Raw genomic sequence first — 16666 nt, 5'->3', positions numbered from 1 at the left:
TCAAAATTCAACAAATCAACATTAAAAAGCAACATTTTATCACAATAATTAAAATTTATAAAGAAGCTATTTTTCAAAATTATTTATTTCACAATACTAACTCAAGAAGTGGAATATCGCTTTTAATACATATCAAGCCAAAAAACAAATCACAAATCAAATAAATTCTAGTCCAAAATATATCAAAAAACCAAGTTAAAGCGCCTAATTTTAACAAATACTCAATATTGATTTTTTATCATTTGTTTTATTAAAATATTCGCAAAAAGGCAATTTAGCTTTTTAACTTTTATAAAAAACTGTACTTTTGAAAAATCAAAAATGAAATGTAACAGCATAAAATATCAATCTTCAATGACAGCTCAGACAAGAGTTGCAACTGCTGCTACAACATTTACTACTACAACAATCACTACCCCTTAGGGGTATACATTTTTACATATAATCCTGGTTATCTATACTTTTCTTTCTGAAAGAAGAAAGTCGTTGGATACATAAAAATATTTGCATAAAAGAAAAAACATCAAAAATGAAAGTATTAAAATTTGGCGGAACTTCGGTTGCCAATGCGCAAAATATAAAACTCGTTCTCGAAATAGTTAAACAAAAAGCTGAAAAGGACAAGCTCGTTGTAGTAGTTTCCGCATTAAGCAAAGTAACTGATCTGTTACAACTGGCTGCAGCAAAAGCAGCTGAAAATGATGAAAGCTTCAGGGATGTTGTTGCTGAAATCGAGAAAAAACACCTTGACACCTTAAAAGAACTTATTCCGGTTAGCGAACAAAGCAGTTTGCTAAGCCATATCAAAAGAATCATCAACCATCTGGAAACCTTATTGGATGGATGCTTTTTATTGGGGGAATTATCGCCAAGAACGGCTGATACCGTTTTGAGTTTCGGTGAATTGCTTTCTTCTTTCATTATTGCACAGGCATACCAGCAAATCGATAAAAATGCCGTTTATAAAGACAGCCGTGAGTTGATTAAAACAAATGCTGATTTTGGTAAAGCGGTTGTGAATTTTGAAATTTCGAATGTTTTGATTCAGGAATATTTCTCAGGAAATGATTCAAAAATCACTATTTTACCTGGATTCATTGCGCAGACCCTAGACGGAATCACTTCTACTCTAGGCCGTGGCGGTTCTGATTATACGGCTGCTATTATCGCGGGAGCGCTTGATGCAGAACAACTGGAAATCTGGACTGATGTAAACGGAATGTTTACTGCAAATCCAAAAATCGTAAAACAGGCACAGCCGATTGCTGCAATTTCGTATCAGGAAGCAATGGAATTGTCTCATTTTGGTGCGAAAGTGTTGTATCCGCCAACCATTCAGCCAGTTTTAAGAAAAAATATTCCGATTTTAATCAAAAATACTTTTGAACCGGAAGCAGAAGGAACTTTAATCACAAATCAGGCACCTTCAAACGGGGCAGCTGTAAGAGGAATCAGCCATATTGACAACATTTCATTATTGACACTTGAAGGTCCGGGAATGATTGGAGTTTCAGGTTCTTCAAAACGTTTGTTTGAAGTATTGTCACACGAAAAAATCAACGTTATATTTATTACTCAGGCATCTTCTGAGCATTCAATTTGTATCGGAATCCTGAATTCGGATGCTGATAATGCCGAAGAAGCGATCAATAAGGCTTTCGAAGTGGAGATTTTACAAAACAAAATAGATCCGTGTATTGTTGAAAAAGACCTTTGCATCATTGCTTTAGTTGGTGAAAACATGAAAAACCACCAGGGTCTGAGCGGGAGAATGTTCAGCACTTTAGGAAAAAACAATGTAAATATCCGTGCGATTGCTCAGGGTGCTTCTGAAAGAAATATCTCTGCCGTGATCAATGAAAGAGATGTCAAAAAAGCACTGAATACTTTACATGAAAACTTCTTTGAAGAAAATACCAAACAGCTGAATTTATTCGTAATGGGTGTTGGAAATGTGGGTGAAAAATTCATCGAACAGATTCACAGCCAGAAGAAATTCTTAAAAGAGGTGCTAAAAATCAATGTTCGCGTGATTGCTTTGTCGAACTCCAGAAAAATGGTTTTTGACGAAGACGGAATTTCATTAAAAGACTGGCAGGCTACTTTAGAAAAAGGAGAACCAGCTATTCCAACAGAATTCATCGCACGTGCAAAAGAACTGAATTTACGTAACAGTATTTTCGTAGACATTACAGCAAATGCAAGCGTTTCTGAAATGTATGAGAAATTCTTAAAAGAAAGCATTGCCGTTGTAACCTGCAACAAAATTGCGTGTTCTTCTGCTTACGATAATTATAAAAAACTAAAAAGCTTATCACGCCAATACAATGCTCCGTTTTTATTTGAAACGAATGTTGGTGCGGGATTGCCAATTATTGATACCGTTAAAAACTTAATTGCTTCTGGCGATAAAGTGCATAAAATTCAGGCGGTTTTATCAGGAAGTCTGAACTTTATTTTCAACAATTTTGACGAAAATAATTCTTTCCACGATGTAGTAAAAGAAGCTGGAGTTCAGGGATTCACAGAACCAGATCCGAAAATCGACTTAAGCGGGATCGACGTAGCGCGTAAAATCCTGATTCTTATTCGCGAAAGCGGTTACGAAATGGATATTGACGCCATTGCAAACGAATCGTTTCTGCCTGCTGAATGCTTAGCAACAACAAACAACGATGACTTTTTTGCATCATTGATCAAACATTCGGCTCATTTTGAAAACATTTACAAAGAAGCTTTATCAAAAGATTCAAGACTGAAATACGTAGCGCAGTTCGAAAAAGGAAAAGCAAGCGTAGGGCTACAGTTTATCCCAAAAGATCATCCTTTCTATAACCTGGAAGGAAAAGACAATATCGTGCTTTTCTACACCGATCGTTACGTAGATCAGCCTTTATTGATCAAAGGTGCCGGAGCCGGTGCAGCTGTTACGGCTTCAGGGATTTTTGCAGATGTTATTAGAATTGGAAACATATAATTTTTTGTTTCAGGTTTCAGGTTTCAAGTTGAAACTTTGCGAACCTTGCGGTTAAACTTGAAACCTGAAACCTGAAACCTGAAACAACCAAAAATGAAAGAAATAAAACTATTTTGCCCGGCCACTATCGCAAACCTCTCATGCGGATTTGACGTGCTTGGACTTTGCCTGGACAATGCGGGTGATGAAATGATTGTTCGAAAATCAGATCAAAAAGGCGTTCGGATTACTAAAATCGTGGGTGCTGATTTACCTCTTGAAACAGAGAAAAACGTTTCGGGTGTAGCGGCTTTGGCAATGTTGGCAACTTTGGACGAGCTGGACTTTGGATTTGAAATCGAAATTTATAAAAATATCAAAGCCGGAAGCGGAATCGGAAGCAGTGCCGCCAGTTCTGCCGGAGCGGTTTTCGGAATCAATGAATTATTGGGAAGACCATATTCCCGTAAAGATTTGGTTCAGTTTGCCATGCAGGGCGAAAAATTAGCCAGCGGAAATGCGCATGCTGATAACGTTGCTCCTGCCCTTTTAGGCGGATTTACGTTGGTAAGAAGCTACGCACCTCTTGACATCATAAGAATTGACAGTCCGGAAGAATTGTTCGCAACAGTGGTTCATCCGCAGATTGAATTGAAGACTTCTGACGCCCGTTCGGTATTGAAACAAACCGTTTCGCTGAAAAGCGCGATTATGCAATGGGGAAATGTGGGCGGATTAGTCGCTGGTCTTTACACCAAAGATTACGAATTAATTGGACGTTCGCTTCATGACGAAATCGTAGAGCCTTTAAGAAGTGTTTTAATTCCGGGTTTTGATCAAATCAAACAAACGGCTTACGAAAACGGCGCTTTAGGTTCCGGAATTTCAGGTTCTGGCCCGTCGATTTTCGCTTTAAGCAGAGGAAAAGAAACTGCCGAAAAAATCGCAAAAGCCATGAGCGAGGTTTACGAGAAGATGCATTTGCCGTATGAAATTCACGTTTCGAAAATTAATCCGGATGGTGTACGCGTTTTGTAAAATGTGAGATGTGAATTGTAAAAAGTATTAAGTACGAAGAATTAAGTATTAAGATTTATACGAAACGTTTGTCAGGCTGAGCTGAGTCGAAGCCCACGCAAAGTGAGACACAAAGTATAACACGTCCTATTTGTCATTCCGACGTGAGGAGGAAACTCCGCGAGAAGCTCGACAAAGATTTGACTTTCGTTGCGGAGTTACTTGCGAAGATTTCTCCTTCGTCGAAATGACAAAAAAGGCGATTAAAACAGTAAAACATAATTTATTGGAATTTAGAATTTTAGTATTTGGAATTTACTTTCTAAAAATCTAAAAATCTAAAGTCTAAAAATCTAAAATAAAAATGAAATACTACAGTTTAAACCATAATGCCCCAAAAGTTTCGTTTCAGGAAGCAGTAATACAAGGATTAGCGAGTGATAAAGGACTATATTTCCCGGAAAACATCACACCTTTAGATCCTTCTTTTTTTGATAAAATCGAAAGCTTAAGCCACGAAGAAATTGCTTTTGAAGCGATAAAACAATTCGTTGGAGACGAAATACCTGCAGCAAAACTAAAAGAAATCATCGCTGATACTTTAGTTTTTGATTTCCCAGTTGTGAAAGTCGAAAACGGAATCTATTCATTAGAATTATTCCACGGACCTACAATGGCGTTTAAAGACGTTGGAGCGCGATTTATGTCACGTTGTCTGGGTTATTTCAACAAAGATAAAAAAGATGCTAAAAACACGGTTTTAGTAGCGACTTCCGGAGATACAGGCGGAGCAGTTGCAAGCGGATTTTTAGGCGTTGACGGCGTTGATGTTGTCATTTTATATCCGTCAGGAAAAGTGAGCGATATTCAGGAAAAACAATTGACTACTTTAGGGCAAAACATTAAAGCACTTGAAGTTGACGGTGTTTTTGATGATTGTCAGGATATGGTAAAAAAAGCGTTTTTAGATGAAACTTTGGCGCATAAAAACCTGACTTCTGCGAATTCTATTAATATTGCACGCTGGTTGCCGCAAATGTTTTATTTCTTCTTTGCTTACAAAGCGTTGAAAAGCCAAAACAAACCATTAGTTTTCTCTTGCCCAAGCGGCAACTTCGGGAATATCTGCGCCGGAATTATGGCAAAGAAATTAGGTTTACCAATTGAGCATTTTGTTGCATCTACAAACGTAAACGACACGGTACCAAGATTCTTAGAAAACGGAAAATACGACCCGAAACCTTCTAAAGCGACAATCTCGAACGCTATGGATGTTGGAAACCCAAGCAACTTTATCAGGATTCAGGAATTGTACAATAATGACCTGAAAGCTTTCGAAAAAGACTTCTCTTCTTATAGTTATACTGATGAAGAAACTTTAGTTGCTCTAAAAAATATTTATAACACAGATGGTTATATCGCAGAACCTCATGGCGCTGTTGGCTATTTAGGTTTGAAAAAAGAACTGGAAAAACACCCTAACGCTATTGGTATTTTCTTAGAAACGGCACATCCTATTAAGTTTTTAGATGTTGTTGAACCTGCTTTAGGAATTACACTTCCTATTCCTGCTCAAATTGAGAGCGTTATTAATGAGGAGAAAGTTAGTGTTAAGATTAAGAGTTATGAGGAGTTGAAGGATTTCTTGGGGTAAAATCTTAATCAAATAAAAAGCCATAGGATTGCATATACTAATCTTATGGCTTTACTTCTATTTTTTATACATTTTTTAAGCTCTCATATCACATTCAAGAAAAGGCAACAAAGCATTATGAATTTTATATCTTTTTGAATTCAGCTTATTTGACATCGTTTTAATTTTTTTAAAATTTTCAACATCATATTCAAACTGAAATTCATTTGTTCTAACCTCTCTACCTAATATCGTTAAATCCACTAAATTATCTATAAATTTTTCAACATCTTCTTCAGTAACAATTGGTATTTCAGAATTTTCCATAAATTGACGTATCATAACCTCATTAATTATAGGACTTCCTCCAACTAACTCAAAAAGAAAGTCCTCCATTTGTTTATTTAAGATATTGTTTTCAACTAATAGTGATTTGAAAACCCAACTTGAATACTCCCTATAAGCAAATAAAACATCAGCTTCTTGTATAATTTCATGACCTCTAGAAACCGCAATATCTTTACAACTTTTACAAAAATAAATTAGATCACGAGGTCTTGGGAAAATTGAATTGATAATAAACTCTTTTGTTGGTACACCTCCAATTTCATTAATAAAGAATTTTTCAAAAAGTTGATTTCTATCATATTTATTATTGCTTAATTCTATAAATCTTTCTTCAATAATTCTAATTAATATTTCAGAATCATCCCACTTCAATCTTGAAACCTCAATCTTATCTGGCTCACGAGCAACAAGTTGTATATGCTTAAAAATATCACTGCGTAGAAAAAATTGTAAGATGAAATGATAAACTTGTCTGAATAGATTTTATATAAGAAAGCTCTTTAAATATTCGCCCTGACACACCAAGTAAACCTAAAATGTATCTACTTAAAATATTCAATCGTGCATCTTTCTTCCACGATTTATCTAGATTGTCAATCAAAACTATAAGTTTATGATTTTTTGGTATTAATATTCCAAAAAAATCTTTCATTTCATTAAATACACCATCATGAAGAATCTCAGCAACTTTTAGTCTAAATTCATTATTATTACCACTTCCAATTTTATTGATTTCATTTTCTCTAAGCTTTTTAATTTGTTCTTCCAATCTCGTAGAAAAATCAGTAAGAAAAATTGTTTCATTTAGCTCTATAAAATAAATATATTTATTTTCGTTTTCAGACAAAGCAAAAAGAGGTTTCTCTTTAATTTGATCATATAATGATTTTGCTATTTGCGAATAAATTAAAAATTTCCAAACAGTTTCTATCAAAAATCCCTTTTCAAATTCATTATTAGATTCTTCCATAAGAGCAATCAAACCATCCACTTCAAAATTTATAGGTTTAATCAAAACAACATGATTTCTACGATCTCGGGTCAAATCTTCATATAAATAATATAGTGTTGCTGTTTTACCTGTTCCTTTTCTACCAACTACTATATTATATTCATTTTTAATTAGTTGTTGAGTATGAGATGTATCTACATAATATTGATAGAGCTTATTGCTTTCATGTTCAGCTATTGCTTCCCCGAAATCTAAATTTTGCAGCTCACTTAATTTTTTTCGTGTGTCTATTCTTTCTCTTTCATTTATCAGAAGTGAAGCAATTTCTTTTTGTAAATCAACTAAATATTCTTTGACTATAACTGAACATTCCTGTCTATTACTAAATTTTTTCAATAGATCCCTATAATCAAGTGGAGTACTATATGGTTTTTCTGCAAGTAATTGAACTTTTAATCCTAAACCAACAGCCATTCCAGCAACTAAAGCGCATTTAGAATTATGTATCTCATGCCCCATTCTGGTCTGAGAAGAAAATTGTATTAAAACTGCTGGTACGGAATGCAATTTTTGAATATACCAACTTAAGGGCAAATTAGCATTTTCACTTGCGTCATCAACTATTTTAGGCAGATTAAAATAATCAATTTGGTTTAATATTTCAAGATTATAATTGGTTTCAATTTGACTAGTTAATACGAGAATTGCTTTCGTGTCTTTTTCTGGAGTAATTGTCTTTGTCAAATCATCCCAAATATTTCCAATAGGATCATATGGACGTTCGTCAAAGAAACCATTAACTATTCCATGGGTCTTAGTATACTTTTTATAACCTAGAGTGCTAAGTAAATCTAACTCTCTATACTTTTTATACGAATCTTCATAAGAAACATCATTAATTATGAATATTGGCTTTCTTCGAGCTAATGCATACCCGAGCTCAAATAGTACATTATCATTAAGACCTGTTAAATCACAACAAAAGAAGTCACTACTATCTATCTCATCGAGCACTTCATTAATTATAAAACGGCCAGAATTTCTTAAATTTGTCCAAGAAGTAATTTTTGCTTCTCCACTTTTATTAATTTGCTCAATAGCTTCTTCAATACATTCGCCACTTGATGAATATTGACTTCCATATGCAAAAAAACCTGTTTCTGACATAAATTAAAAAATTAGAATGAATGCTAAATTTAACAAACAATACATTATATTTTAACAATAGTTGATAAAATTTATTAACATTTAATCAATAACATCAGAAAAAGCACACTTTTTTTATTTTCATTTTTAAGAAATATATTATTTCGTGCGCAACGTTATACTTACGCTAGCAATTGAACTTAAAGAAAAAAAGAAACCTTAATAATTTAAGATCTCTTTTTCAATTTAATATATCTTCAAAAACGATTATTTACCCCGATCGCGCAGATATATCTCACACGTATGATAGCGCGGATTTGTAATCCTTGCCCACAAAGACATAACGACTACAATTGGCAAAAAAAATATGAAAAATTAAATTTCTCGCTTAGCCCCGATTACTTCGTCAGTTCGGTTCGCTAGTGTGCAGTGAAAATCCTTGTTTGCCGTCCCGATAGCTATCGGGAGGCAAACAAGATTACTTCTTCAGTTCGCTATCGATCAGGTGCAATCCGTTTGGTAAAGACAAGCAATCTAATCAATTTTAGCAAAAAAGAAAGGCTCTCGTTATCTAGAGAGCCTTTCTTTTCAAACAAAAACATTTACTATTTCTATTTTTTAGATTTAAGATTTTACTGTTTGATAAGCTAAATTTACAGCTGCAGGTAATTTTTCTTCTTCCTTATCTTTAACTAAAAGTTTTATAGCCAAAACTACAAATCCTGTTACCAGAATAATGAATCCCAATACATAAAAAGCACTTGTGTAATCAATCAAATCCTTGGTTTGTGATACTCCGCTTTCGTCAATCACATCTTTAGTAAATTTAACCGCTTTCGCTTTGAACAGGAAAGCAATCAACATCGCCCCAATATTTCCGCCTGCTCCTACAATTCCGGCAACACTACCTACCGCCTTTGGATTTACGAAGGGTACAAGACTATAAGTTGCTCCATTTGCCATTTTTAAACTCATTCCAAACAAGAACATTAAAAAGATAGCAACCCCTAACTGATTTGTCATTCCAAAGAAAATAACACCTACACCTTCTACAAGAAGCAGTAATGCAAGCAATAAATTTTTCCCTGAAAAACCATATCTCTTACCTACTTTGTCGGCAACGATTCCGCCTAATGGTCTTGCAAAAAGATTGATTAATCCAAAAATCCCTGCGCAGATTCCTGCCGTTTTCAAACTAGCACCAAAAGTATCTGTAAAATAAATCGGGGCAAAATTATCAATCGTAATCTCAACTCCAAAACAAGCTGCATAAGCAATGGTCAAAACCCAGGTACGGTAGTCTTTTACAGCCAGCATAAAGGTATTTTCTTTATTGGATGTTTCTATTCCAAGCTCTTTATAATTACCATTTGGCAAATCTTTGGTAAATCGGAAATATAAAAAAGCAAAAACCAATAATAGTACTCCGGGAACAATCATAGCATATCTCCAGCTGTCTTCCTTAGTACATACTCCTAATCCCACGAATCCGGCTGCAATAAGAGGCATGGTAATATTAGCTAAACCGGCACCTGCATTACCGAATCCTCCTGCTGTAGCATTGGCAGTTCCTTTAATGGACGGCGCAAACATTACTGAAGTATGAAACTGTGTGATCACAAAAGAAGCACCAATAACTCCAATAGCCAATCTAAAAAACAGAAAACTTTCATACGATTGTGAAATGCCAATCAATAATACTGGTACGGAGCAAATCAGTAATAACCAGGTATAAATTATTCTTGGTCCAAATTTATCGACTAATCGGCCTATTAATAATCTGGCGATAATGGTTGCCGATACCGACGCAATCTGAATGTTACCTAATTGGTCTTTTGTCAGGTGCAATTGCTCTTTGGCGATGGGCATAAGCGATGCCATACCAAACCATGCAAAAAAGCAAAAGAAAAACGTTAACCATGTAATGTGGAAGGTACGCATCTGAACTCCTTTGCCACTAAAAATGTTTAAACTTGAAAGCGGTTGATTTGTTGAAATTGAACTCATATCAAAAAAATTTAATCGTTTAGTACTGTTTATTTTTCTAAGTATCAAACTTAATTCTAAGTATTTTACTTATTTATACAGCAAAATTAAAAGCTTAACTTGGAACAAAAGCTGCCAAAACGCAGTTTTTTGAAAAAATATAAGTATTAATACTTAAGTATTTAATTCTATTTTCAATAACTCATCGCATAAGTTCGTGATCAACAAGAAATTAAATTGAATTTACCATGCTAGCGCGGGATGTCACGCTCATGTGTACAAAAGCTTGAATTAAATTCATCAGGTTTACGCAAAGTAATATAAAATGACTTTCAAGAAGTTTTAGCCGATGCGGGTATTACACGACCTATACTCGCTATTGCTATTCCGATCAAGGAAAACACGAGCTAAGTGAATTGGAAAAAATAATCTCCGTTAGAAAGTCAACAAAGATTGAAGATTTTAATGACGAAAATGTTTACGGAGATTACTCTTAGGTTATAATTGTAAATTTTATTTCCTCGTGCCCAACAAATACAAAATTTTAGTAGGTCCGGATTTTACTCTTCCAACTTCCCAATTAAAGTTGTCTTTGTTATCGAGCCTCGAAATCAATTCGTTCATTTCTTCAACAGAATAAGTCCTTAATGAAGAAACTACGCCATCCCATAAAATTAAAACCGGCACAATCGGAATCAGATACGTAAAAATGATTCTTCCAATATGAAATGGTCTTATAAAGGGTGCTGTCATCAACACACTAAACGGAGAAAAAATCATAGCCGTAATACTCTGAAAACTTCTTTCCTGCCCTTCAAAAATCGCAATTGAACTGTTCGTATCAATGGCATTTTGTAGAATCTGCTGGGCGTCTTTGGGCTTAAAGTGATGGAAGGATAAAAATTGCGTTCGAAGTCCTTTTAGGTTTTCGGGAACGTTTCTGGCATCGACCTGAGTTTTTACAAAATCGAAATTGTCGGCTTGTTTTTGTGTGTGTTCGAAGGCAGGAATATTGGGAAAATAATCGGTGAGCAGAATTTTCAAATCGGGATTGTTTTGTCGCAATTCGGTGTTGAGCCAGATAAGTCCGCCACCACCACCCGAGGCAAGATCAATAATCTGATTGGTCTGGCTTTCTTTCAATCCTTTTTCGATTATCGGAACTATGCCTTTGTACATCGCAGTTTTATTAGAAAGAAACTGTAGAAAGTCGGTTATGTAATTTCTAATAAACTCCGGAAGCCATTGCTGATCTTCAAATTCGAATAAATGAATTCTGCTCATACTTATCGATATTGTGTTTCATGCAAATTTGAAAAATTTTATTTACATATCCGCTTACATAAATTTAAAATAGCTGTTTAATTCCACATCAAATTGTAATTTTACTTTTATTTAAACTCCACACAACATCTAACATTTTACGCTTGACATTTCACAATTTAGATTTCAAAAAATGATTATAAAAGCAACTTTAGAAGACATTCCCGCATTAGTAACGCTTACAGAGGGGAATCTTCCAAAAAAGGCTGGACAACCGAAGCCCACTTACTCGAAGGGAAAAGAACAGACGAACAAGAAATGAATGGAATCTTTCAGCATCCAAAAAACACGATTCTGAAATATACTGAGAACAATACCATTATCGGTTCGGTTTTATTGGTGAAAAAAGAGCATCAATTGTATTTAGGAATGCTGACGGTTTCACCTGAACTTCAAAACAGCGGGATCGGCAAAAAGCTTTTGGCTGAAGCCGAAAATTATGCTAAATCTTTGGACTTATCGAGTATTATCATGACCGTTATTTCGGTTCGTCAGGAGCTTATTGCATGGTATAAACGCCATGGGTATGTAGATACGGGCGAGCGTGAGGCTTTTCCTGAGAGTGGTATTCATGTTACGGTTTCTGATGAGCCTTTGGAGTTTATTTATTTGGAGAAAACTATATAATTTTTTTTCACCATATAAGTGATAGTAAGTTCATTTAAAAAATTGGTTCGAAAATTATTCCAAGTCGCAAAGTTCATATTATAAAACACGATACTGCTTTACCTTAAAAAATACCCATATTCTCCGGTTTGATCGTAAATCCAATACGTAACATGCTTCTATGCTCCTGATAGTAGATTAAATTTTCTGTATAACCTACAAACCATTGCAGGGTGAGATAATAATTTTCGTTTCTGTATGGTCGCCAGTTTAGCTGTGTCTGTAAAGACCCATAATTGATAAGACCGCTTCCTTTTCTGAAAAGAATGTCGGCGCTCCATCGCCCGGGTTGTATCTGATAAGTGGCACTCGCTTCGCCATATCCCACATATTTCGTAAGTCCGGGATTATCTTCCTTATCCACAAGAGGAATCCATCCTCTCAAACCCACTACCCAACGTGGTGAAATCTGTGATTTTAAAGAGAAAGCAAGCATGTTCCAGGTTCGTGAATAAATAGAATCCCTGCCATTTGATTCATGTTCCATTGAGATTGCCCCATACGTTAGTCTTCCGCCTTTCAAATAAAAAGGACGGACAAGAGCTATACCCGGATTAAAATTAATTTCTGAAAATGGCTTTGAATTGGCATAAATATCCCAAAACGCTTTTTGGGTGTACATCAAATAAGGGAAAAAACCTCCCCATAAAGGCTCTGAGTTCAATCTAAGCTTAAAACTTACCTGGTATTTAACATCAGCATTATCACTGGTAACATGCGTATTGACTGGTATTCCTGTCAAAAAATAATTGTCTCTGTGAACCGAGAAACTAGGTTCTTTCAACAGCGAATCTGCTGCGCGAAAATTTTTACTAGGTTCTAAAATAGGCTCTAAAATTTGGGAATTTACTTTGATTGATAATAAAATAATAAAAATGAATAGGTGTTTTGAGCGCATTCTGTAATCTAAATTTGGATTATTTGTGTTTGACAAGTTATATTATTTCGATATCAAATATTAACTCAAATAAAACAACAGTTGCCCCAAATGAATAAATTATGAAAGACTTTAGGCATTTTATCTCAGAGATTCGCAAAGGAGTGCGCAGAGGTTCGCTAAATTTTTCTTTTTTAATCTCGCAAAGGCGCGAAGGCGTAAAGTTTTTCTCTATTCAACACAAAGTAACCGCATAGTTTGTCATTTCGACGGAGGAGAAATCACACTCGTAATTCTACAAAGATTGGCGATTCTGATTGCGGAGTTTCTAGTGTGATTCCTCGTTCCTCGGAATGATAAAAATGAGAAAAATTCTAAGTGAAATATAATATTTAATGTTTCTCAAACTTTGCAATTCATATGCATAAATTTTCATGAAAGCCTATTATGAAAATGAGTGCCCTAGCCCTGATGGAAGCGGCATCCTTTTGTGCCGTCCCGATAGCTATCGGGAGGCACAAAAGATATAGCGGACAGCAGGAACAGCTTCTAAATAAAAATCTCTGAACCTTTGCTACTCTGCTACTTTGAACCTGTTAAAGAACCAAGTCTTCAAACAATCGCTGAATCGTTTTCTCCAAGTCTTCACTCAAACCCGGATGAGGTCTTGAGGTTTGAATCGCAGAGCTTCGAATAGCTGTTAGCCATCGAAAGCGTGACGGAATATCCATTTCTCCAATTGGACCGCCATCTTTTTCACCACTGGCAATTTTCTTAAGGGCTGCTACATTGCAGTACAGCTGCTCCAGATCAAAATCATTAGAAAGAGCTTGTATTTTCACATCGTCGATATGCGATAATACTTTTATAAATTTCGCTTTTTTGCAAAACAAAATGATTCCGATATTCAGGAATTCTTCACGCTCTACCCTTGGTACAACCCGAATCACAGCATATTCGTATAAGTGACTATCTTGCATTTTGAGCCTGATTTACAAAAATTTCAGAATTGGCTAATCTCGTTTTTAGAAACTGCAGATATACGTTTCGCAAGCCTTCCGGTGTTTCATCGGTGTCTTCCCACTGCAGCCAGTCTAACGGAATTGTATTGACAATTTCTTCTAAAATTTCGGGAGTTAAAATTGCTTTAAATTCGGCATCGACTTCTTTTAAAAGTGAAGCCTGAGGAAGTAAAACATGATCTTTAATCAACGCAAACGGACTTTTGGCATGTTGTTCCCAGTTGTTCCAGGAATGATGAAAATACAGACATGCTCCGTGATCGATCAGCCACAATTCTTTATGCCAGATCAGCATATTGGTGTTTTTAAAAGTTCGGTCTACATTAGTAATATAAGCATCCAGCCAGACAATCTGCGAGGCCTGTTTATCATCAACAGTGGTTACCACCGGATCAAACGTAATCGCACCGGATAAAAAGTGAAGCGCCAGATTGAGTCCCTGGCTTCCCTGCAGTAAATCCTGAATTTCTTCATCGGCTTCAGTACGTCCAAAAGCTTCATCGAGATTAGCGAAAACCAATTCCGGAAGCTGTAGTTTTAAGGCTTTGGCAATTTGTCCGCCAACCAGTTCGGCAATCAAAGCTTTTACACCATGTCCGGCACCTTTAAATTTCAGTACATATTTAAAATCGTCATCTGCCTCTGCCAAAGCAGGCAAAGAACCTCCCTCGCGCAAAGGCGTGATGTAACGGGTAACATTTACCGTTCTTAGATCGAAATTGTTTTTCATATGCAGTATTTACTATTCTACAAACTTACTCTTTTAGACGATTTGATTCTTATACTTGATTAATTTTTCGATTTCAAAATTCCCACAATTATAAAAAAGAAAAGCCCCATCAGGAGCTTTAAAATATTTAGTAAAATATCTAATTAATTCTCTTCATCCTCAGTATTATGCGATTTCACATAACTACGCCATTTTTCAATACAATCCTGAAAATCCTGAGGCAGTTCGGTATCAAAACGCATCATTTCACCTGTATTCGGATGAACAAATCCAAGTGTTTTAGCATGAAGTGCCTGACGTGGCAAAGCTTTAAAACAATTTTCTATAAACTGCTTGTATTTCGTAAACGTTGTACCTTTTAAAATCAAATGACCTCCATAACGCTCGTCATTAAACAACGGATGCCCAATATGCTTCATGTGTGCACGAATCTGGTGTGTTCTTCCTGTTTCCAGTTTGCATGAAATCAAAGTCACATAACCAAAACGCTCCAAAACTTTATAATGCGTGATCGCCGGTTTCCCTATTTCAGGATCAGCAAAAACCGCCATTTGCATGCGGTCTTTTAAGTGTCTCGCCAAGTTTCCTTCGATCGTTCCGCTGTCTGCTGCAACATTTCCCCAAACCAGCGCGACATACTCACGCTCTGTAGTTTTAGCCTCAAATTGTTTGGCCAGATGCGTCATAGCCGCTTCCGTTTTGGCAATAATCAAAAGTCCGGATGTATCTTTATCAATTCGGTGAACCAGACCAGGACGTTCACTGCTGTTCATCGGTAAATTTTCAAAATGAAAAGCCAAAGCATTTACCAAAGTTCCGGTATAATTACCATGACCCGGGTGCACTACCAGTCCGGGTGGTTTATTGATAAGCAAAAGCGCGTTGTCTTCATAAACGATATCCAGCGGAATATCCTCCGGATCTACCCTATTTTCAAACGGCGGATGCGACAACATTACCGTTATCACATCAAAAGGTTTTACTTTGTAATTTGATTTTACCGGAATATCATTCACAAAAATGTTTCCGTTCGTTGCCGCATTCTGAATTTTATTTCGCGTGGCATTCGGAATCAAATACATTAAATATTTGTCAATACGCAAAAACGCCTGACCTTTTGGGACTTCAAATCTGTAATGTTCGAATAACTCGTCTTCCAGATCTAAATTTTCTTCATTATTATTGTTCATCAGCCGGGGTTTCTTCAATTGGCGCAGCAGTACTGTCTACAGCCTCACTTTCATCAACATAACTTGCTTTTCCGTCACCTAAAACCAAATCAATTTTAGATGCTTTCAATACTCTGTCTCCTGGTTTCAGGTTTCTGCCTTTATATCGGAGCTCCAAAACCATATCTTTTCCAAGGTTCGGAATATAAGTAATCGTTCCTTCCTGAAGCCCTAACGCTTTCAACGTTGGAACTGCTTCACGATATGTTTTATCAATTAAATCCGGGATTTTAACAGACGAAAATCCTGATGCATTAATTTTAATATATATTTTTCTTCCTACTTTCACCATCGTTCCTGGCAGCGGATCCTGTTCTACAACACTAAATTTAGGATATTCACTTCTGTAATCAACACTATCCAAAAGCACATAATCCAGATCCAGCTCATCCAGTTTTTCTTCTACCTGTTCTTCCGTCAGTTTAGCTAAATTTGGAACCGCAATTTCATGTCCGTGGTCCGTTGTAAACGTCAGCCAATGCATAAACAAATAACCTAAAACGGCAATAATAGCTGCCGCACCCAACACTTGTAAAAAAAACACACGGCTCGTTAAATACTTACGTAAACTCATAAATTTATTTTTAGATGAACGCAAAGATAAAGCTATTTCGTTTCAAAAAAAATGATAATTTTGTTTTAAGCAAGAAAGCTAATAATACACGTTATTATAAGGAGCTGTTTCCTGCTGTCCGCTGTATCTTTTGCGCCGAACCCCGGCACAAAAGGATGCCGCTATCATCAGGGCTAGGGCTTTAAGGTTTCATAAGAGCATTCTTTC

13 protein-coding genes are annotated in these 16666 nt (G+C 35.9%); 4 read left to right on the top strand and 9 right to left on the bottom strand.

Annotated elements, in window-relative coordinates:
* Window positions 1–529 precede the first annotated feature (529 nt).
* From thrA to thrC, 3 genes are all read left to right on the top strand, one after another.
* Complete coding sequence (gene thrA / locus P5P89_RS17920; protein WP_278009536.1) at window positions 530–2977, top strand: bifunctional aspartate kinase/homoserine dehydrogenase I; 2448 nt, start codon at window positions 530–532, stop codon at window positions 2975–2977.
* Window positions 2978–3070: 93 nt separating this feature from the next.
* The gene (locus P5P89_RS17915; protein ID WP_278009535.1) at window positions 3071–3994 is read left to right on the top strand and encodes a homoserine kinase; all 924 of its coding nucleotides are present in this window, start codon (window positions 3071–3073) and stop codon (window positions 3992–3994) included.
* A 343-nt stretch (window positions 3995–4337) separates the two neighbouring features.
* A complete protein-coding gene (gene thrC, locus P5P89_RS17910; RefSeq protein ID WP_278009534.1) occupies window positions 4338–5627 on the top strand; it encodes a threonine synthase in 1290 nt (429 codons plus the stop codon).
* A gap of 75 nt (window positions 5628–5702) precedes the next feature.
* Here the strand turns inward: thrC and P5P89_RS17905 are convergent, their stop codons facing one another.
* From P5P89_RS17905 to P5P89_RS17890, 4 genes are all read right to left on the bottom strand, one after another.
* Window positions 5703–6371, bottom strand: a complete 669-nt coding sequence (locus P5P89_RS17905) for a P-loop ATPase, Sll1717 family (RefSeq protein WP_422851768.1) — start codon at window positions 6369–6371, stop codon at window positions 5703–5705.
* Between the two features lie 13 nt (window positions 6372–6384).
* On the bottom strand, window positions 6385–8073 hold the full coding sequence (locus P5P89_RS17900) for a P-loop ATPase, Sll1717 family (RefSeq protein WP_278009532.1): 1689 nt from the start codon (window positions 8071–8073) through the stop codon (window positions 6385–6387).
* A gap of 603 nt (window positions 8074–8676) precedes the next feature.
* Window positions 8677–10059, bottom strand: a complete 1383-nt coding sequence (locus P5P89_RS17895) for an MFS transporter (RefSeq protein WP_278009531.1) — start codon at window positions 10057–10059, stop codon at window positions 8677–8679.
* A 492-nt stretch (window positions 10060–10551) separates the two neighbouring features.
* The gene (locus P5P89_RS17890; protein ID WP_278009530.1) at window positions 10552–11322 is read right to left on the bottom strand and encodes a hypothetical protein; all 771 of its coding nucleotides are present in this window, start codon (window positions 11320–11322) and stop codon (window positions 10552–10554) included.
* 297 nt (window positions 11323–11619) lie between these two features.
* Here P5P89_RS17890 and P5P89_RS17885 point away from each other — a divergent pair, with 297 nt between their 5' ends.
* On the top strand, window positions 11620–11988 hold the full coding sequence (locus tag P5P89_RS17885) for a GNAT family N-acetyltransferase (RefSeq protein ID WP_278009529.1): 369 nt from the start codon (window positions 11620–11622) through the stop codon (window positions 11986–11988).
* Window positions 11989–12091: 103 nt separating this feature from the next.
* Here the strand turns inward: P5P89_RS17885 and P5P89_RS17880 are convergent, their stop codons facing one another.
* The 5 genes from P5P89_RS17880 to P5P89_RS17860 all read right to left on the bottom strand — a co-directional run bounded on the left by P5P89_RS17880 (window position 12092) and on the right by P5P89_RS17860 (window position 16459).
* Window positions 12092–12961 carry a phospholipase A gene (locus P5P89_RS17880; RefSeq protein WP_278009528.1) on the bottom strand — a complete coding sequence of 290 codons (870 nt, stop codon included), beginning with the start codon at window positions 12959–12961 and terminating at the stop codon, window positions 12092–12094.
* A 539-nt stretch (window positions 12962–13500) separates the two neighbouring features.
* A complete protein-coding gene (locus P5P89_RS17875; protein ID WP_278009527.1) occupies window positions 13501–13884 on the bottom strand; it encodes a DUF3037 domain-containing protein in 384 nt (127 codons plus the stop codon).
* Window positions 13874–14656, bottom strand: a complete 783-nt coding sequence (locus P5P89_RS17870) for a HipA family kinase (protein ID WP_278009526.1) — start codon at window positions 14654–14656, stop codon at window positions 13874–13876. The genes P5P89_RS17875 and P5P89_RS17870 overlap by 11 nt, the downstream gene beginning before the upstream one ends.
* Before the next feature lie 143 nt (window positions 14657–14799).
* On the bottom strand, window positions 14800–15846 hold the full coding sequence (locus P5P89_RS17865) for an RluA family pseudouridine synthase (RefSeq protein ID WP_278009525.1): 1047 nt from the start codon (window positions 15844–15846) through the stop codon (window positions 14800–14802).
* Complete coding sequence (locus tag P5P89_RS17860) at window positions 15836–16459, bottom strand: PASTA domain-containing protein (RefSeq protein ID WP_223680752.1); 624 nt, start codon at window positions 16457–16459, stop codon at window positions 15836–15838. The genes P5P89_RS17865 and P5P89_RS17860 overlap by 11 nt, the downstream gene beginning before the upstream one ends.
* Window positions 16460–16666 lie beyond the last annotated feature (207 nt).

The organism is Flavobacterium gyeonganense, from assembly GCF_029625295.1.
GTDB classification, from domain to species: domain Bacteria; phylum Bacteroidota; class Bacteroidia; order Flavobacteriales; family Flavobacteriaceae; genus Flavobacterium; species Flavobacterium gyeonganense.
The sequence above is the reverse complement of the archived record's forward strand: the minus strand, read 5'-3'. Positions and strand labels throughout refer to the sequence as shown.